The sequence below is a fragment of the Pseudofrankia coriaricola genome (assembly GCF_001854805.1).
Lineage (GTDB): Bacteria > Actinomycetota > Actinomycetes > Frankiales > Frankiaceae > Pseudofrankia.
Genome location: NZ_MBLO01000044.1, coordinates 1 through 18,076 on the forward strand (window position 1 = coordinate 1; position 18,076 = coordinate 18,076).

General features: G+C 68.9%; 13 protein-coding genes. 5 read left to right on the plus strand and 8 right to left on the minus strand.

The annotated features are described in order from the left end of the window. The first annotated feature begins 574 nt into the window (after window positions 1-574). Together mobF and BCD48_RS08850 are read left to right on the plus strand one after the other, a co-directional pair. Window positions 575-5,425: a MobF family relaxase gene (mobF, locus tag BCD48_RS45745; RefSeq protein WP_083418363.1), complete on the plus strand. Its 4,851-nt coding sequence runs from the start codon at window positions 575-577 to the stop codon at window positions 5,423-5,425. 166 nt (window positions 5,426-5,591) lie between these two features. Next, window positions 5,592-6,104, plus strand: a complete 513-nt coding sequence (locus tag BCD48_RS08850; RefSeq protein ID WP_071047836.1) for a DUF4279 domain-containing protein — start codon at window positions 5,592-5,594, stop codon at window positions 6,102-6,104. Window positions 6,105-6,165: 61 nt separating this feature from the next. Here BCD48_RS08850 and BCD48_RS08855 read toward each other — a convergent pair whose 3' ends face one another. Together BCD48_RS08855 and BCD48_RS52105 are read right to left on the minus strand one after the other, a co-directional pair. Next, the gene (locus BCD48_RS08855; protein WP_071047837.1) at window positions 6,166-7,344 is read right to left on the minus strand and encodes an ankyrin repeat domain-containing protein; all 1,179 of its coding nucleotides are present in this window, start codon (window positions 7,342-7,344) and stop codon (window positions 6,166-6,168) included. Then, window positions 7,341-8,066 carry a hypothetical protein gene (locus BCD48_RS52105; protein ID WP_198543156.1) on the minus strand — a complete coding sequence of 242 codons (726 nt, stop codon included), beginning with the start codon at window positions 8,064-8,066 and terminating at the stop codon, window positions 7,341-7,343. Before BCD48_RS52105 ends, BCD48_RS08855 begins: the two co-directional genes overlap by 4 nt. 30 nt (window positions 8,067-8,096) lie before the next feature. On the opposite strand from BCD48_RS52105, the gene BCD48_RS52110 reads away from it, so the two are divergent. Next, a complete protein-coding gene (locus tag BCD48_RS52110; protein WP_198543157.1) occupies window positions 8,097-8,312 on the plus strand; it encodes a hypothetical protein in 216 nt (71 codons plus the stop codon). Between the two features lie 365 nt (window positions 8,313-8,677). Here the strand turns inward: BCD48_RS52110 and BCD48_RS08865 are convergent, their stop codons facing one another. Next, window positions 8,678-9,769 (minus strand): DUF2637 domain-containing protein, encoded by a 1,092-nt coding sequence (locus BCD48_RS08865; RefSeq protein WP_083418356.1) that lies wholly within the window; start codon window positions 9,767-9,769, stop codon window positions 8,678-8,680. Window positions 9,770-10,017: 248 nt separating this feature from the next. After that, window positions 10,018-10,908, minus strand: coding sequence for a hypothetical protein (locus tag BCD48_RS08870; protein ID WP_157910454.1), 891 nt, complete (start codon window positions 10,906-10,908; stop codon window positions 10,018-10,020). A 165-nt stretch (window positions 10,909-11,073) separates the two neighbouring features. On the opposite strand from BCD48_RS08870, the gene BCD48_RS08875 reads away from it, so the two are divergent. Beyond that, on the plus strand, window positions 11,074-11,832 hold the full coding sequence (locus tag BCD48_RS08875) for a GntR family transcriptional regulator (protein ID WP_071047840.1): 759 nt from the start codon (window positions 11,074-11,076) through the stop codon (window positions 11,830-11,832). Window positions 11,833-12,047: 215 nt separating this feature from the next. On the opposite strand, the gene BCD48_RS50540 is transcribed toward BCD48_RS08875, so the two are convergent. The 3 genes from BCD48_RS50540 to yhhA are packed head-to-tail and all read right to left on the minus strand — an operon-like array spanning window position 12,048 to window position 15,879. Then, complete coding sequence (locus BCD48_RS50540) at window positions 12,048-13,499, minus strand: GNAT family N-acetyltransferase (protein ID WP_131803850.1); 1,452 nt, start codon at window positions 13,497-13,499, stop codon at window positions 12,048-12,050. After that, window positions 13,499-15,679, minus strand: a complete 2,181-nt coding sequence (yhhB, locus tag BCD48_RS45750) for a cyclophane-forming radical SAM/SPASM peptide maturase YhhB (protein ID WP_083418358.1) — start codon at window positions 15,677-15,679, stop codon at window positions 13,499-13,501. Before yhhB ends, BCD48_RS50540 begins: the two co-directional genes overlap by 1 nt. A gap of 26 nt (window positions 15,680-15,705) precedes the next feature. Beyond that, window positions 15,706-15,879, minus strand: coding sequence for a YhhA family cyclophane-containing RiPP (gene yhhA, locus BCD48_RS56435; protein ID WP_491677123.1), 174 nt, complete (start codon window positions 15,877-15,879; stop codon window positions 15,706-15,708). A gap of 478 nt (window positions 15,880-16,357) precedes the next feature. Between yhhA and BCD48_RS08890 the strand changes: the two genes are divergently transcribed. Beyond that, window positions 16,358-16,924 carry an N-acetyltransferase gene (locus BCD48_RS08890; RefSeq protein WP_071047843.1) on the plus strand — a complete coding sequence of 189 codons (567 nt, stop codon included), beginning with the start codon at window positions 16,358-16,360 and terminating at the stop codon, window positions 16,922-16,924. Here the strand turns inward: BCD48_RS08890 and BCD48_RS08895 are convergent. Continuing rightward, window positions 16,876-18,048, minus strand: coding sequence for an NsdA family TPR-like regulatory protein (locus tag BCD48_RS08895; protein WP_071047844.1), 1,173 nt, complete (start codon window positions 18,046-18,048; stop codon window positions 16,876-16,878). The genes BCD48_RS08890 and BCD48_RS08895 overlap by 49 nt on opposite strands. Window positions 18,049-18,076: the final 28 nt, after the last annotated feature.

Consider the following 18,076-nt stretch of genomic DNA (forward strand, 5'->3'; position numbering starts at 1 on the left):
GTGACGTGTTCCGAGACCAGGTAGACGAAGACACCCGCGATGGCAACCAGGCCGTCCCGCCCGCCGGCGACGTCGGCGACGACTCGACGAGTGTTGCGAGAAAACCGGTAGCGGTAGCCAGTGATTTGACAGACCGATGACCACAGGCCATATAGACRGCACCGGCGAGTAGTGGTAAAGGGCCGCCTTAACTTACTGGTATTGCCCCATAGGTGCCGGAGCAGATGGACCCGAAGCGGGTGGCGGGATGTCGTCGGTTCTGGCGTCCGACATCCAGGTGGTCGTACTGCCCGTGGGAGGGCCGCCGGTCACGGCCACTGCGCGCTCGGTGTTAAAACCCGTGTTCGTGGTTCCCAATTAGATTCAATACCCCGGCTGCCAGCGTGCCGTCGCATGCATCCCTCCGCATACCCGATCATCGGATGGTGTCACCGACTAACCGGGAAGGGCTCTGATCATCTCCTGGAATACGGTAGGTGCGTCGTCGAGATAGGGCCATGCCGAGTTTCGTACGAGGCGCGCGGCGACGACGAGTTCGGTGGTGCTTCCGTCATCCTCGAGCATGTTGGCGAGGATGCTGAGGGGGCCGGTGATTTCGGCCGCGAGTTCGTCGGAGAGCTGGTCGAACAGGACGGCGTCGGGTGCGAGGAGTACGTCGGCGAGGCGTGCGAGATCCGGGACCAGCCGGTCGCGGGGGCAGTTGGCGGCGCTGGTTGGGTTGCGGGGCGAGGTGACGGGAGAGGCGCTGGCTCGGCTTCTCGAGGGGCGGCATGCGGTGACGGGTCGGCCGTTGCTGGCCGCGTCCGGGTCGGCGGGGCGGGCGCAGGTCGCTGCTCGGGATGCCGGCGCGGCAGCGGCGGGGGCAATGGGCGGGAGCGGCGCGGCGGCGGGCGAGTGGCTGACGTTGGCGGAGGCGTCGGCGCTCGCTGGGGTGAGCGCGACCTACCTGCGTTTCCTCGTCGGGAAGGCAGCCCGGGCCAGCGCCGGGCAGACCGCCGCCGATGGTGGTTCGGACCTGTCCGAGCCGGCGGGCCTACCTGCGGATGATGTCCGGGCCGGGCGGTCGACGCCGGGTCCGCCGTCCCGTGACACCGCAGCCGGTCCGCCGGCCGGTGGGCTGGTCGGGGTGAAGGGTGCGGATGGGCGGTGGCGGGTGCGCCGTGGCGATCTGCAGCGGTGGGTCGCTGCAAGGGTGGTGCCGGCGACGGTGCTTGGGTTCGACGTGGTCTGTGCGGTGCCGAAGTCGGTCAGTCTGCTGTGGGCGTTCGGGGACGCGCAGACGCGGGCCGATGTGGCGGCCGCGTTGGATGCGGCGGTCGACGCGACGATCGGCTATCTGGAGCGGTATGCCGCGTTCGGGAAGGTCGCCGGGCACAACCGGCGGGCGACGGGCCTTGCGGTGGCGTCGTACCTGCACGACGTGTCGCGCAGCGTCGAGGCGCACCTGCACGTCCACAACATCGTGTTCAACACGGTCGTCGTACCTGCCGACGAGGACGCCGAGAGCGGGGCCAGGTCGGGGTGGGAGTGGCGGGCGGTGGACGGTGAGGTGTTGCTGTCCCAGGTCCGCACGGCGGGCTTTGTCGGCGCGGCGGTGCTGCGCCACGAGCTCGCCCAGCGTCGCGGCCTGCAGTGGGGGCCGGTGCGTAACGGGGTGGCGGAGCTGGCGGCGTTTCCGGTCGAGTTGTTGGCGGCGTTCTCGACGCGCCACGGGGAGGTGATGGAGGAGTTCGCGCAGCTCGTCGCCGCGGGGTTCGAGCCGTCGGGGGCGACGATGACCGCCGCGCAACGCGGCTCCCGCTCCCCCAAGAAGGTGCTCGCCGACGAGACGGTGCGCGCGCTGCAACTCGAACAGCTTACGGCGGCCGGCTGGACCGTCGACCAGGTCCGCCACCTTGCCACGGCGGACGAGCACCGGCCGATGCCGGTCGGCGATCAGGACGTCGCCGAGCTGTTCACACTGCTGACCGGCCCGGCGGGGTTGACGGAGAAATCGACGACGTTCGACCGCCGCGACATCGTCCAACAGATCGCCGCCTGGAGCGGCGACCGGCTCGACTCGGAGGCCATCGACCGGCTCGCCGATCTGTTCCTCGCCGATCCGCGGGTCGTCTACCTGTGGGACACGGCACCAGGGCAGCGGCGCCGCCAGGAACCGGAACCACTCTACACCGTCGAGGACATGCTGAACGCCGAGCACCGGCTGCTCGCGCTGGTCGGTCAGGGCCGGGTCGCCGCCGGTGCTGCACCCCGCGTACTGGCCAGCCCTCGCCTCGTCGAGATCCACCTGACCGCCGCGACCCGCACCCCGGCTGGCCCCGGCGCGGTCAGCGGCGCGAGCCCGGGCGGCGCGTCCGGCGCTACCGGCGCGAACTCGACCGGCGCGAACGGCGCGACTGGCGCAGCGGTCAATCGCGCCGAGCCGCGCCGTGGAGCAGTGCGCGCCGCTCGCGCCGTCAGCCCACGGGCCGTCGCCGGTGCGGGGCCCCACGTGGAAAGCACGACCGGCTTGCAGCCCCATGGCGCGGAGCGCGCCGGGCCGGTGCTGTCCGCGGAGCAGGCGGAGCTGGTACGCCGGCTGCTCGCCGACCAGGACCTGGTGCGCCTCGCGGTCGGGGCCGCGGGGACGGGCAAGACGGAGGCGATGCGCATCCTGGCCGACATCGTCGAAGCCGAGGGCCGGGCGGTGTTCGCGACCGCGCCCGGCGGACGCCAGGCCGAGGAGCTGGCCGACCGGATCGGCGTCCCGGCGCGGGTCGTCGCGGGCTGGCTGACCCTGCTCGACGCGCTCGACGCCGACCCCACCGGCGACCTGGCCGACGTCTGGCCGGCCGGATCGGTACTCATCGTGGACGAGGCAACCCAGGTAGGGACCCGCGACGCCGCACGTCTCCTGGACTACGCAGCCCGAACCGGGACGGTCGTGATCCTGCTCGGTGACCCGGCGCAGCTCGGGTCGGTCGCGGCCGGCGGCTGGTTCCGCCACCTCGTCGAGACCACCCCCGACGTGCCGACCCTGACGACCGTGCACCGCCAGGCCGGGCCGGAGCTGGCGGCGATGCGGGCCGCGCTCGACGCGCTGCGCGCCGAGTCCGGCACCCCGATCGCCGCGCTCGAGCGTCTCGCCGCAGCCGGCAAGATCCACCTCGCCGATGACCCGGACGCACTGTTCGCCCAGGTCGTGGCCGACTGGTACGCCGAACGCCGCCGCCACCTCGACGCCACCGCGCCGAAGCCGGACGCCGACAACCCTGCTGACGGTGCCGCTCGCCCTCCGCCTGCCCGGACACCGCGGCCGGTCAAGGCCCACCTGATGGCCGAGCGCCACCGCGACGTCGAAACACTCAACCGGGCCGCCCGCACACTCCTGGCCGCCGACGGCACCCTGACCGGACCGGCACTGACCGCAGCGGGCCGACAGTTCCAGGCCGGCGATGAAGTCGTGACCCTCACCCAGGCCGGCCACACCCTCATCCCCACCGGCCGGCCCGGCTCGGCCTACATCCGCACCGGCACCATCGGCGTCGTCACCGCCGTCCACCTCGACCCCGACAACCCGGCCTGTCAGACGGTGACGGTCTACTTCCCATCCAAGGGCACCGTGGTGGTCCCGTGGACGTATCTGACACACCAGTTCGACGACGGCCGCGACGGCGGCCTCACCCACGCCTACGCCCTAACCGCCGCGAAAGCACAGGGCTCGACGATGAACACCGCCCGCGCCCTCGTCACCGACGACACCTCCCGCCCCGGCCTCTACGTCATGCTCTCCCGCGCCCGCACCGACCTCGCCGCCTACCTCATCCGCCGCGACGACCTCAACACCCACAACGACGACGAGACCTGGCTACCCACCACCGCGGGCCCCGGCCCAAGCGACCCGGTCGAGCGGCTGGCTGCCCGACTCGACCACTCCGAACCTGACCAGCCCACCCACGCCCAAGACCCGCTCGCCACCGCGGCCCACCAACTCCGCGCCACCCACACCCTCGCCGAGCTCACCGCCCTACGCATCGGTCCACGAGTCCCCGAGCAACGCCCGGGCCAGAGCGATGCGGCAGCGACCGGGCCGACGGCGGCGCCCCTCGCCGCAGCCGAAGCAACCCGCACGCCACACGCGCCGTTCGCGCCGTTCGCGCCGGACCGCGCCGCGCCGGTCGCGCCGAACAAGGACCAGCCGATCGAGCCGAACACGCTCACCGCGCCTTACCGCGCCGCGCCGGACGGGAGGGGCACGCCGGCGAGGGACGCGCCGATCGGGCCGGTTGCCAGGCGGACGGCGCCCACCGGACCGACCGACAGCCACGGCGCGGGGAGTGGCGAGTTGCCCCGACAGGTGGTGCTGCGTCGCGCCGACCTGGCCGCCGAAGCCGCGATCCGCACCGCGGCACTCGCAGACCCACCAGCCGAACTCCTCGCCCGGATCGGACCACAGCCAGCGACAGGACCACAGCGCGCGATATGGGACGCCGCGGTCGGCGCCCTCGCCGTCTACCACGCCCGCCACCAGCCAGCCGCCCCCACCTGGTCAGCCGGCCCACCACCCGGCGCTTCCCCCGACGACCGGGGACGAGACCTGTGGCTGCTGATGCGTGACCAGGCCGTCCGGCTCGCCGACGCCTGGGCCGCGACCCTGCCCGACCCGGCCCGGACCCGGTTCGCCAGCACCGGCCAGACCGTGCCCCGCCAGCGGGCCATCGCCGGCCTACACGCACTCCTCGACGCCGGCCACCCCGCCGACCAACTCACCGCCGCCCTCCGCCAAGACCCGGTCGACCAGGTCCGGACCGCAGCCGCGGTCCTCGACCACCGCGTAGCCAACCTCTGCCACCACGCCAGCATCGACCCGACGCCCTACGACCTGCCCACCCCCAGCACCGCCCAGCAGGAATGGAACACCGTCACCGACCAACTCGCCCGCGCCGAGACAACCCACCTCGCCACAAGCCCAACCCCGGTACTCGCCGCCGAACGCCGCGATCTCACCACGACGCCGGCCCTCCCCGCCGACCACAACGCCACCGGTTCGGCAGCGGCGGCAGACGGCACCGCGGCCTGGCCGGCGGGGACAGCGACAAGAGCCGACCTGGAGAACCGGCTTCGCCGCGTCGAGGCCGCGCTCGACCGCCAGACCACCGACGCCCTCCTCCACGCGGAATCCGAACCCGCCGGCTACCTCACCGCACTGCTGGGCCCCCGCCCGGCCACCGGCACCGACGTGACGTTGTGGAATCAGGCGGCCAGCCGCATCGAGCACTACCGCCACCACGTCCTCGGCCTGCCCCACGGCACCCCCGCCCAGCCCGACGCCGCCGATCCCACCCAATACGCACTCGGCGGCCGCCCCACCAACCCCACCGACGGCGCCGAATACGACCAGGCCCGCGACATCGGCGGCCTGCACGGCGGGCAACTGACACTGTAGGAATGGCACTCGCAAGGTCGGGCGACGGAACCTACGATGCCGAATTTGGATGGCAAGGCCAGGCGAGCCACCGAGACCGATTCCAGAAACCAAATCCGATGATCAACACAGGCAGCGGCAATAAATAGAGGGCATGCCGCGGCGGGCTGCCCTACTCTCTGCCCCGATGACAGCCGAAACCGTCCGCACTGCGAGTTGCACCCAGCGCGCGTATCTGTACCTGAACCGCAGTCACAACTTCGGCGAGCCGCCATACAGCGACAGTGACCTGGTCGAGATGGCGTTCGACCCTGACGAGGTCACCTCCCTGGTCGGACTCACCCCGACCACGGCGTGGCGGTGTGGGGATCCCTCTGCGCGGGCCGATGGACCACCGCGCCGGTTCAGCTGCTGGGACTACGAGCTACCGGAGGTCAGTACCTTCGACACCGAAGAGGTCGTCGCCGCGCTTCTGGACGCGATCGAGCCGCACGCCGCGGGGCTCACCCGCGCCTGTGGCACTCTGGGCATGCGTGCCGCCGTCATGGTGGTCATCTGGATGCACGGCGCACGAAACGAATGCGGTGACGCCTTCGTGTCAACTCCCACGCTCAGCTACAGCGAGCAGACCATGCGGCGGCTGGCCCAGTTACACCTGGCCCTGCACCATGATCTGAACGTCGAACTACCCGACGCGTAGGCCAAGACCGGCCCGACCGCCAGCCGTGCCTGAACGCCGCGGGTGTTGGCATTGGCGTGCCCTACCGGCCGAGTTGCCGGTTGAGTTCCTCCAGCATGTCGGTGATCTCCAACCTGCCGGTGCCGGCGGGCATGGTACGCGTGGTGCCGTAGGCGAGCTCGTTCAAGGCCGAGCGTGCGGCGGCGAGTTCTTCCGCGGTGGCGTCGAGCTGGTACCAGGACGCGTTGGTCGCCGGGACGCTCTCGTCACGCAGCCGCGCGGCGATCGTCCTCGCCGTCTCAACATCCAGACCCGTGCGGATCCTCCACTCGGCGTCCCCGAGGTCGTCCAGGGCGATGTCGATGACGCTCGCCAGCAGGAGAAGCATCGGCCGGTCGCCGGTGAGCCGGACGCCGATCGGGACGATCCGAACGGCGGTCCGAGCGATCGGGACGTCGTCCAGGCCGGCGTGGTTCTCGCCCAGCATGAACTCGACATGCTGGCGCTGCCAGCCGCGGGCCAGCCGCAGCGCCGTCATACCGTCCGCGCTGACGGCGTCGATGGTGGCACCGGCGAGCAGCAGGGTCGCGATGACCTGTCGTTCGTTGCGTTCGACCGCGTGCATCAGCGCCGTTCGCCCCTGCCCGTCGCGGGCGTCCACGTCGGCGCCGGCCTGCAGGAGCACGTCGACCGCGGCATGGTCGCCTCGGCGGGCGGCCAGGACGATCGCCGGTGTCGTGTCGGTGCGCCGCTGGTCAGCGTCCGCGCCGTAGGCCAGTAGCAGGCGCAGCACAGCCGGCGCGACGGGCCACATCACCGCGGTGATGAGCGGCGCCTCCTCGCCCGGCCCCGGGGCCGCGCCCGCTTCCAACAGCACCCGCAGCGTCGCGAGAGACGCCGGTCCTGGGCGGAACCTGGTGTGGGACGCAGCATGGGTCAACACGCTCGACCGGGTGGCGGGCTCCGCCGCGAGCGCCCCACGCGCGATGAGGAACCGCACCACCTCCACGTTCGCCCCGTCCACGGCGGCGCGCAGCGGCGACGCCGAATAGGGGTCGGCAGGGCCAACGCGGGCGCCGGCCCCCACCAGCCGGTGCGCGATCTCCAACCGGCCGGCGCCCGCCGCCTCGGCCAGGACCGATCCCCGAAACCGGCCAGCCTTCACATCCGGATCCGCGCCGTCGGCCAGCGCCTGTCCGACGGCCGTCTCATCACCGGACCGGACCGCCTCGACCAGGTGCTGATCGGCACCATGTCTCACTGGTCATCACCGCCGGATAGCTCGGCGAACGCGCGCAGGTGCAGTCGCGCCGCAACAGCGCCGGCAAACCAGGTGAAGAAGCTGCTGTTCTCGGCCAGGTCGGCACGGACCGCGTCGCACCACTCCTGCCGGTCGAGCACCGCGAGATACTGCCGCACCAGGTCGTCGCGCTGCTCACTGGTGCAGCCGGATCGTTGCGCGTTCCGATCCGCCAGATGGTCCGCGATGGTCGCCGCGTCGACGTACCGGTCGACGGTTGGTGCCTGCCGGCCGAGGTGAGCCACGTGCGCGGCCAGGACGACGGGCGCTGGCGGATAGTGCTCCAGGGTCATGCCCATGCCACCGCAATCGGCCATGATCTTGAGTAGTCGACCGGTGTGATCGAGCAGCTCATCGTCGACGTCGGTCCCGACAATCGCTTCGTGCAGGTAGGCCACAGTGGCGACCTTGCCGGCGAAGTAGCCGTCGACGAAGTCGCCGTCGCAGGCATGGCGCAGCAGCCAGGGGCGTGCGTCGAAAGCACCGTGCCGACACAGTTCCTCGACGACGTAGACCCGCCCCCAACCCGCGACCCGCTGCGCCAGCCACAGCAGCGCTTGATCGCCGCCGGTGCGACGTCGTAGCGCCTCGGCGGCCAACGGCCCGAACCGGTTCGACAGCAGGCCGATGGTCTGGATCAGCGGGATGTCTTCCTCGGCCCAGTCCGTGGCCAGCAGCGCCAACCCGACGGTGACGGAGCATCGATCGCCGCTGTGCCGTACCAGCCACCGGCCGGTCCGCCGCACCCGCTGCCGATCCGCGCGCAGCGCCGCCGCGGCGATGTGCTCGTTGTGGTGAATCGGGACGGACACGTCGTGGAACGCGTCGGCAAGTTCGCGTGGTACTGCGCCCGCCTTGCCGAGGTGCGCCTCGAGGATGGCGGCGACATCAGCCCCGTCGACCCGTCGATCCTTCGGTTCCCGCGATAGCTCTTGCTGACGGTGAAGTTCGTCGTCCGGATACGGCGCACCATCGCGCGGCAAAGGACGATCCGGATCCTGCCGGTGCAGACGCAGCGCGTGGTCGAACAGGGCGGTCCGAGATCCGAGCGATCCAGGCTCGGTCGTCGCGCTCACCGGCGGACGGAGGACTCAATTCTTCCGATCATCATGGTGGGGATCATGCCAGCGTCGACCCGCAGGGGGCAAGTGCGCACCCCACGCCAGGCATTCTCGAGTCCCGGGTCGTCGCCCGCGAATGGCACAGATCCTCGAGCCGCGCCGACGCCGATGCCAAAACGATCACCTGTTTCCGATCTTGACAGTCTGGATGACCGACCCAAGCGGACTTTGTCTCAGGCCGCGGCGGGTTGGGCGGTGGCCTGGCGGCGCCATTCGGCGAGGTAGCGGCGGGCGGTGCCCGCGTGCAGGTTGATGACGGGCCCGAGGTCGCGGGCGAGGGCGTAGTCGGTACGCGGGTCGCCGGGGGCGACGTCGCGCAGCAGGACGGCGGCGAGACGGGCGCGTTTGCTGCCGCGACGGGCGGTGCGCAGGGCCCGGGTGAGCACGGCAGGCGGGATCGGCTCTGGCGCCGCGTTCCACGCGGTGGCACTGTCCGGCCAGGGCACGTCGCGCCTGGTCGACGGTTGCACCGCCGCGTTCTCGGTGGGCGGGGTTGGCTCTGACCGCGGTGGGTCAGAGGCTTCCGGGCGCTTGGCGCCGTCGCGGCCTGTAGTGGTCGGTTCCGCGTGCTGCCTGCCGTGAAAATCGCGCTGTCGGTCCACGCTGCGCCCGGTCGTGCCGCCGGGGCTGTCGTCGTGGCCGGAGCCAGGCGAGTGGGCGCGGCTGGATGCGAGGTGTTGGGCGCTCCCCGGGCCGGGCCTGTGGGTGCTGGTGTGGCCGGCCGGTCGGGGGCGGGCCTTGCGGATCTGGTTCATGAGCATTTCGTAGGACCCGATCAACGCCGCCGAAGGCCACGCGGCAATCAGCCGGGCCGCAAGATCAACCTCGGCGTGCATGACGTTCGCTGCGATGCTCGCGGCGGAGGCCAGGGCAAGCAGGGCGTAGGGCAACGGGGAGCGGCGGCGGCCGGCGCGGCTGTCGGCGAGCAGGGTCAGGCTCGCCGCGACGATCAGCCCGTCGACCGAGATCGGCACGATCGCCGCCGTCACCCGGTCCTCGCCATGCTCGCGGGCGACGCCGGCCATGTGTCTATAGGACACCGCGCCAGCGATGAGAGCGACGGTGACGACAGCGGCGACGGTCGCCAGACGGATCCACAGCTCCCCACTCCCCCACCGCGACCGGCGGACGGCTACGTCGCCCGGCCAGGTCGCCAGGGCGGTGGAAACGTCGATCGTAGGGGCCGTCGGAGCGACCTCGGCCAGGCGAGCCTGGGCGCCGGCTGGCTGGTCGGGGCGAGGCCGGGCAGAGGTTGGAGCGGTCATGGCGACCTACCAGAGGTGTAGGGGTTCCTACAAAGGCAGTGCGAATCCGCGGGCCGATTCCGGACGCCCGCGTCGGAAGCTGGGGCGAAGGTCCCGAACGCGGCCGTACAGCGCACTGCCATCGCCGATGTCACCGTGGATGTCATCGCCGCAGACATCGCGCTGAACTGGGTCACCGCCGAGGGCACCCGCGCGAACATCGCCGGCCTCACCCGACCGCTCGGCAGTCTGGCGGGGTGATGACCGGGTCAGGCCGCGCGAGCCCGGGCTCGTCGCAGAAGGCTGCTGATGGTGAGGGCACGTTCGGCGGTCTGGGTCGCCAGCCAGGTCAGCACGCATTCGTCCTGCGGCCCGAGCGACATCCCGGCGAGCGCGGCATGCAGCCTGTCGGCGAGGTCGTCGGCGGTGAGACCGACCAGCTCCCGGCCGGTCGAGCCGGTCGGGACCGCGTAGGCGAACGGCATCGGGTCACCGAGCGGTCCGGAACCCTTGGTTGGCAGTGGGGCGGGCAGGAAGACGAGCGTCGTCTCGACGTCGCCCAGAGCCTCGAGGAACCGGGCGGCGGCGGGGAGCTGTCGCAGCGTCGCGATCACACCGGCGACGTCGTCGTCCGGTTCGACCATCACCTCGAATGTGCCTTCCGCGGTCAACCGCGCCCGGCCCGCACCGGCCACGGGCGCCGGGTGAGCGTCGAGTGCGTGGATCTCGGTCACGACGGTGGCGTACTGCTCGTCGAACACCACGCGGCCGGCCGCGGCGGTCGGCAGGTGCGACAGGTCCGGGACGAGCAGCAGCGCCTCAGGGTGGCGAGCGATCTCGTCGATCGCGAGGTGCAGTCCGGGGCGGTCGCCGTCGTCGGCGCTGGCCGGCCGGTCGACGTAGACCTCGACCAGGTCGAGGCCGGCGCGTTCCGCGTGACCTGTGAGCCGTCCGTGTAGACCGTTGACGACGTCTTCGTCGTCAAAGACGCAGACGTAGCCGACTGCCGGGCGCGGTCGGGCCGGTGGCGTGGCCAGGCACGTCACCTTGGCCAGCGTCGCGGGTCCGGCCGGCTCCATCGGGGTTGGCGGGGTGTCGGGAGCGGCTACGGGCGTGGCCAAGGTGGGGGTGGGCAGGGAGCGTGGCACAGGATGGGCCATCGCATCCTCCAGACCAAGGGGGTGCGGTAGACGGATACGCCAGCCTGTCGCGGGGTCGGCGGCCGGAGGCGTGGGCCGACAGTAACCCATGCCTTAAGGCATGTCTATGCGCCTTATGGCATGCAATAGCGCTGCGGGGCAACGGTTCTCGCTATGGTCTAGGGCATGTCGCCCAACGGGCCGCCCTACACACGGATCGCCGCGTCACTACGCGCCCAGATCGCCTCCGGCGAATATCCACCCGGATCCCGCCTCCCGCCCCACCGCGAACTCGCCCGCACCCACGCGGCCGCGCAGGAAACGATCAGACGAGCCATCGCCCAACTCCAAGCCGAAGGACTCATCGAGACCCGCGGCCAGCACGGCACCTTCGTCCAGACCCGCCCCACGATCCGCCGGATCGCCAACGACCACTACCAGCGCCGACCAACCACCACGGGCGAACCCACCTCACCGTTCGCACACTCCGCGGAGGCCTCCGGCGGCCACGCCACCTGGGACCACGAGACCACCCGCGAGACCGCCGACGAAACCATCGCCACCCGACTCGCAATCCAGCCCGGTGACCCCGTCGTCGTCACCCGCTACCTCTACCGCTACGACGGAACACCCACCCAGACCGCCGTCTCCTGGGAACCCGCAGCCCTCACAGCCGGAACACCGATCGAACTACCCGAAACAGGCACCGCCGTCGGCGTCATCCCCCGCTTCGACACAATCGGCCTGCCCATCGACTCCGTCACCGAGGACATCACCGCCCGGCCACCCACCCCCACCGAAGTCCAGACCCTCGCGCTACCCCCAGGCGTCGCCGTCCTCACGATGCGCCGCACCTACCATGCAGGCGAAACACCGGTCGAGACCGCCGACATCGTCATGGCCGGCCACCGAAACCTGCTCACCTACCGCCACGCCGTCACCTGACGAACGATCCGAGCCGAGCCGAGCCAGCACCGTAGCCGTCTCTAAAATCCACCCCGGACCTGTTCCGTAGAACCGCCCAATCCCGAACGAAGCGTCCCGCACACAAGTATTCTGCCTTTCCAGCATTTGCCGATAACATCGAGCTTGCATTTGGATACGCACCTAATACCAACGAGAAGATGCCAGTTAGAGCGGGCCTACGAACTACCACGTCGTCAAGCGGATGGCGCGGTCGAGTGTTCTTCGGATCGCCGGTCCCAGCGCATTACCAGCTGGCGGTCCTCTGGGACTACGACCACGTCGAAGCCAGCTTTCTCGGCCGCTCGCCTACTTGCGACATTGCTCTTGCGCATATGAAGCCACACTGTCGGATGGTCGCTCGCCAGCGCCGCGAGGCGGTACGCTTCGGTCCCTATCCCGTGCCCCCTACTGGCTTTGTTGAGCTCGATGGTGAGGCTCGGGTGCACCCCAATACCCGCCGTGTCCACAATATTGATCCAAATACGGCCCGCCCGCTTGTCGCCATCAAAAATGTGCCAGAAACGCCCGCCCTGGTCTCCACCGCGCCCTGGGCTTCCCCTGCCGGCGACAAGCCGCACGTCCATGCTGTCGCCGTCGTCTCCCATCGAACTAAGCTGAAGCCGTTCAAGACCTTGACAGATGTGGCCAACTGTACCCTGCCAGAACTCTGCAGGGAAGAACCCAGGCGACAGGGCTAGGTGCGTCGCAACTATCTTTCCCGCATGTGGCCGCAACGCCTCGATGACTTTGTCTATCTCGTCGTCTATGCGTGGCTGATCCGCGTCGTGGATACGAGCGTGCGAACGCCAGTCACTGTCTCCGTCATAGCGGTTGGAGAAGTAGTCTGCGTCGATGTGCAAGAGGAGAAGGGCGTCCTCGGGCACGTTCGCCAGCCAGCGGTCTGGCCGTGAGGTGACCAGCAATTCGCATTCTGCGGGCTCATCGACCACCTTGCAGACCAATCTTGGCTGTCCCGACGAGAGTAGCCAGTCAGGTGCCGTATCGAGTTTTATGCCATAGCGACCGTCTGTTCGCGACCGGGGCGGTTCCTGCCGGAGATGGCGTATCTCCACGTTGTGCGACGACCACAATAGTGGGAGCAGGAAACTCCCAATTCCAACAGCGCCGCTCTCGATCGCTCCCACCAAGCTTTCGGGGTCTGCCAAGTCTACTGTGCGGCCTGTTATGAGGTCCCGCAATGCACCTCGTTCTACGCCGAGGCGGGGGCTACCCAGATCCTCATGATCGTCGATGTGGGCGATAACGATCTTGACCGCACTGCCGCATTCCCGGATAGCCTGAGAAAAAGTGTGTAAAGTCCACGCGTCCGAGAGGGAGACTTCTACGCCACACACGCGCCCGCGGGCTACTGGAGTGTCTCGGACACGGGTCAACCCGAAACGCGACGACCACCATCTGAGGCCCTCTGTGAACCGCTCATCCACGTAGTAGGAGGCACGTGGCGGCGGACTCGGCGTTACGTGCCAGACGTCGCCGACCAGTTCGACGACCGGAACCCATTCCGCGAAGTAGTCTTGTAGGAAGTCGTCCCGCGCACGGGATTCTGCGGGGAGGCGGTCCTTCGGAATACGGACGACTGGCCGTGGTAGATCCTCCGTGCGTATTTTCCTGCCAGCCTTGGTCATCACCGCCCCGGCCGGCGCGCGTATTCAGTATACCTATGGTATAGCAGGTCGCACAGGTCGCGGCCTTGCGGGGTGAGCCGACATGCCTGCAGAGTTTCGAAACCGTCAGCTAGTCGCGCCAGGATGGCCGAGGTGTTTTCCTGCGCCCGTTCGCGTAACTTTTCGGGTGCGCCGCCGTCCACCGCCCATGCCCAGAAGGACAGCAGTTCCACGAACACGAACACAGCGTGCAAAAGGCCAGACGGGGGTCGAGGTTCCTCACGCCAGGGCGAACGAACCAATGGCCTGTCGACCGAGACCAGTGAGATGGAACGCCCGATCAAGTAGAGCTTTTGGTGCCGATATTCGTGAATCAGACTGTCCGCCACGTCGAACAGCGCCGCAGCGTCCCAGCGTGCTGGCGGGGAGATATAGAGTCCGCCGGGAACCGTGTCGTCGGAGAAAGACACGCTCTTGTCAGGGTCGGCACTGAGATCTCGGATGAGTTGAATATCGCAGCACAGGCGTGTCAGTTCCGCGAGCATCGCCGGTGAATAAGCTCCAACTACCGCGAGTGACCGCCGAAGGTTCACGCGATGATCGTCGGCTTCCGCAGCGCTGGCCGGGAGGAACTCGATTGGCGGTCCGAATGGCATCTGCAGAAGCCGGTCTTCACGGTGAAGCGCCGGCTCCGTGCGAGGTTCGAGGTCGACAAGCCCAGCGATGTCGTCGAATCCCAGCTGTTCCGACGTGAGCACGGTGCCGTCGAGTGCTCGAAGGGGACGGCCCTCGGCATCGGCCTCACGGATACGCAACCATAACTGTGTGGATGCGTAGGTCGCCACGGCCCGCTTTACCTCCGGGCCTGCGAGCCGTAGGCGGCTGGCCGACTTGTCTTCGGGTCCGGCCGCGGCGACTGCGTCGGCAAGACGTCTATACGACGTTTCGCGCCATGCGGCGAGTATCCGCTCAAGCTCGCCCCGTCCTTCTGCGGAAGGAGCGTCGATTTCGTCCCAGTCTATCCCGCTGTAAGGTTCTGTTCGTAATGCTGCCTGCTCGTCATTGACTGTAGCGATCAGGCGTGCGCGCGCGTGTGTGATGAGCCCGAGCATCTCGCGGCAGTAGACGGTCGGGTTAGCGAACCCGCCACTACCCGATCCTGGTCGGTAGCGGTGGGCGACCGCGCCGCCGCCGCAGACAGTCATTTCTGGGCAGGACCTGCACTGCGCCGAGAGCCCCTCGGGGCTAAGCAGGAAGGCATGCTGCTGGATCGTGGGTGATTCTGCAGCCTCGGCGATGCCGGCGGTGGCTAGTGACAGATCGAGCCTCGTCCGCCCGTCGTAGGTGGTCTTCAGGACATCGAGATCATGCCAACCGCCGTCGGTCTCGACGGTTAGCAGGCTGACGTCACCGATTCCGAAGGCGTCCGTACTGCTCGGAAGGCCACAAAGGGACGCGAGCAGCGCATCAAAGGTCCTTAGCCGCAGCTGGGGGAACTCGTCAAACCAAGTATCGAACGCATGGGTCAGCCAGTCGGCATAGATCCCCAGCTCGCGGTCGCGCCCAGGTGGTGGCGTGGCGTGATTGGCATCAGGGAGTAGGAGATCCAGAGCCGGAATTCCTTGCGCGCCGAACCATCGCACCGTGTCCTGCGGGCTGGCTTCTGGGTCGATGACTGCGATAACTCCAAGGAAGACGTCGGGTCGTGTTCTTAACAAGCGGAGCGCATTCATAACTCCCGCATGGCTCGGCTTCCCATTTCGCAGAGGCCTGTGTCGGTCATGGACCTCGGATGGGCCGTCGAGTGAAAGCGACACCCCTATTTCGGCTTTGCCGAATGCAGTGAGTGCTTCCTCATCGAGCAACACACCGTTGGTTTGGAGCCCTATATCTATCCTAGTGGCGGGCGCGACGGCCGCACGTATGCGCTTGGCAAGCTCGACAAGGCGAGGAACGCCGAGAAGCAGCGGCTCGCCGCCGTGAAAAATGACCGACATCCGAGGAACAGCGACGCGCTCCACGTACTCGGCCAGTCGGCGGGCGAGGAGATCGGTCGTCTCATACGAGATCAGACGAGGCTGATGGCGCCAACTTTGGTCAGCATGCTCATAAATGTAGCAATAATCGCACGCTAGGTTGCACCGCGAGGCAACCTTGACCAGCAGGCTAGTGATCTTTCGACCAGCAATTTCCGCGGACAAGCGCGAACCCTCGTCCCAGGCCGCCGTCAGGATCGGTTGTGTCGATGATGCATGCGGTCGTACGAGGTAATTTCGTGGTGATTGTCGGCCGCCGTAGCCGTGTCATAGAGGCGCGCAAGCGCGGGATGCTCCGATCGGTGGGCGACGACAGCCTCCCTGAGGTTCTCCGCGTCGCCGGTAAGCACTTCCGAAGACTGCATGACGCTATCCACGCCATCCCCCTCGACTTGGCTGCGAAGACACTGTACTCCCCTGGCGTCGTACTTGGTATGTCTTTCGCCCACATCACCCGGTCAGTCCGCGAGTCGTGACCACCCACCGGTCCACGGTGCCGCGGCTCGGCGAGATCAGACCCGGACGACCGCGACAGTGCCAACCCGTCCCGCGTCACCGCCCGGAAGGCCGCCTCCACCGCCAACATCGTGATCATTAGGCCGGCTAGCAGCTTGTCAACCAGCTCAGCACGTTCGGCGTGAGTAGCAGTCTGCCGGGGCCTCACGTCCGAGGGCGCCCGGCAAGACCAGGGCTCACCTGCTCAACGAATGTGGCTGTGAGAGGCCGTGAGCAGGCACGGTAACCCGCTCGTCCTCATGGATCGGTGGACGCGGCGCTCGGCGGGGGATCGGATAGGCGGATATGGGTTCTGTCGACGGCACTGCCGGGTCTGGGGTTGGTGGCATGTCCGCTGCTGCGGAGTTCCAGCGTTCGGTGGCCGAGACGGCGCAGGCACGCACCGATGACCTTCTTGCTGTGTACGCCGACGCCTACGGGGCGGAGGTGGGCGATCGGAAGGTGACGGCGTTCGCGGACCGGCTCGCGCGAGCACAGCTGCGTCCGGGCTTTGAGGTCGCGTTCGCGTCGACGCCTGGCGCCGGGCTGGTCGGTTTCACGTTCGGCTATCCGCTGCCGGCCGGTGACACGCACTGGTGGGTGGGCCTGCGTCCTGGGCCGGAGGCCGGGTTCGTGGTCGAGACCGGATCGCGGACGTTCGTACTCGCCGAGATCGAGGTACGCCGAGCCTTCCAGGGCGGTGGCGTGGGTCGCGGGCTGCATGACCTGCTGTTGGCGGGGCGTTCGGAGGAACGCGCGACGCTGGCGGTGAACCCGGCAGCCAACACGTCGCACGCGATCTATCGGAGCTGGGGCTGGGAGCTGGCTGGCCAGGTTCCTGGTAGCTCGGGTGACTACTTCGACGCCTATGACCTGTTCGTGATCTCGCTGAGCAGCTCGGCAGGGCGGCGGTAGAGCCGGAGCTGTTCGTCAAGGTCCCGGACGGCGGCGGTACGTTTCCAGGGCTCAAGGGCCTGGCGCAGGTGGACGATGCGGTCGTTGATGCGCCCGCTGCTGTTGGCCATGGTCAGCTTCGCGATCTCGACGATGTGCGGGCAGGCGGCGGGGCCGTCGCCCTGGTGGATGATGGCCTCGGCCTGCATCGTCTGGGTCATGACCCGGTTGTGCAGGTTGGTCGGGTTGATGAGCGGCAAGGAGCGGCTGGCCGCGTCGAGCGCCGCGGCGGGCCGGCCGAGCAGCAGGCTTGCCTCGGCCTCGGTACCCAGGCGGAAGGACTCGTCGAAGAAGTACCAGCGGTCAGCGGCCGGGTCGTCGTCGCGGATCGTCGCGGTGGCAGCGTGCTCCAGGGCCAACGCCTCGTCGCAGCCGCTGTGCTGGTCGTCGTCATGGACATAGGCCCGGACGGCGACGTCGGCGGCGTAGGCCACCGCTCGGGGGTTGCCGGTGCGTCTGGCCCAGGTCTGTGCGGCGACGGCGTGGTCGATGCCGACGCGAGGTTGTCCGGTCCAGGTCGCCAGATGGCTCATCGTGCACAGGACGTAGGTGACCAGGTCGGTGTCCTGGGCCGCATGTGCGGCCGCCCTGGCCTCGTCGTAGTAGTGGCTCGCCGTGCGGTAGTCGCCGAGGTTGAACAGCAGCCAGCCGGCCAGCTGGGTCAGCTCCGCGTAGACGGACCGTGCCCGGCGGGCCGGCGCGGCCGGCGGGAGGCTGCGCAGGATCGCGGCGAGCACGTCGCGTTCGGCCATGACGCACTGAAGAGCGGCAGCTGGTCCGAGGACGTCGCCGTGACGTCGACAGTCCGCGATGACGGTCTCTGCCCGGTCAAGGGTGGCGGCGTCGAGCCGGCTTGGGTCGTCGAGCACACGGGCGAGCCGCTGCTGGTCGTCGCTGATGCGTTCGAACACGGGTGCCGCGTCGGCGAGCGCGAACGCGCCGCTGAGCTGGAACAGCAGCGCCCGGCGGTCGACGTCCGCGCCCAGCCGCTCTCCCCACATGGTCACCGCCTGCGCGAGCTCACCAGCACGAGCGTTTTCGTCGTTCGCGCGGAGACCGGGACCGGCCTGTGGTTCCACGGTCATTTCGTCTGTTCTCCCATCCGCGCGATAG

Bases quoted from the DNA above. Each gene is read 5' to 3' on its own strand.
- BCD48_RS08870 (WP_157910454.1), bottom strand. From the start codon at position 10,908: ATGGCCCATCCTGTGCCACGCTCCCTGCCCACCCCCACCTTGGCCACG.
- mobF (WP_083418363.1), top strand. From the start codon at position 575: ATGCTGAGGGGGCCGGTGATTTCGGCCGCGAGTTCGTCGGAGAGCTGG.
- BCD48_RS08875 (WP_071047840.1), top strand. From the start codon at position 11,074: ATGTCGCCCAACGGGCCGCCCTACACACGGATCGCCGCGTCACTACGC.
- BCD48_RS08890 (WP_071047843.1), top strand. From the start codon at position 16,358: ATGTCCGCTGCTGCGGAGTTCCAGCGTTCGGTGGCCGAGACGGCGCAG.
- BCD48_RS08850 (WP_071047836.1), top strand. From the start codon at position 5,592: ATGACAGCCGAAACCGTCCGCACTGCGAGTTGCACCCAGCGCGCGTAT.
- yhhA (WP_491677123.1), bottom strand. From the start codon at position 15,879: ATGCAGTCTTCGGAAGTGCTTACCGGCGACGCGGAGAACCTCAGGGAG.
- BCD48_RS08895 (WP_071047844.1), bottom strand. From the start codon at position 18,048: ATGACCGTGGAACCACAGGCCGGTCCCGGTCTCCGCGCGAACGACGAA.
- BCD48_RS50540 (WP_131803850.1), bottom strand. From the start codon at position 13,499: ATGACCAAGGCTGGCAGGAAAATACGCACGGAGGATCTACCACGGCCA.
- BCD48_RS08865 (WP_083418356.1), bottom strand. From the start codon at position 9,769: ATGACCGCTCCAACCTCTGCCCGGCCTCGCCCCGACCAGCCAGCCGGC.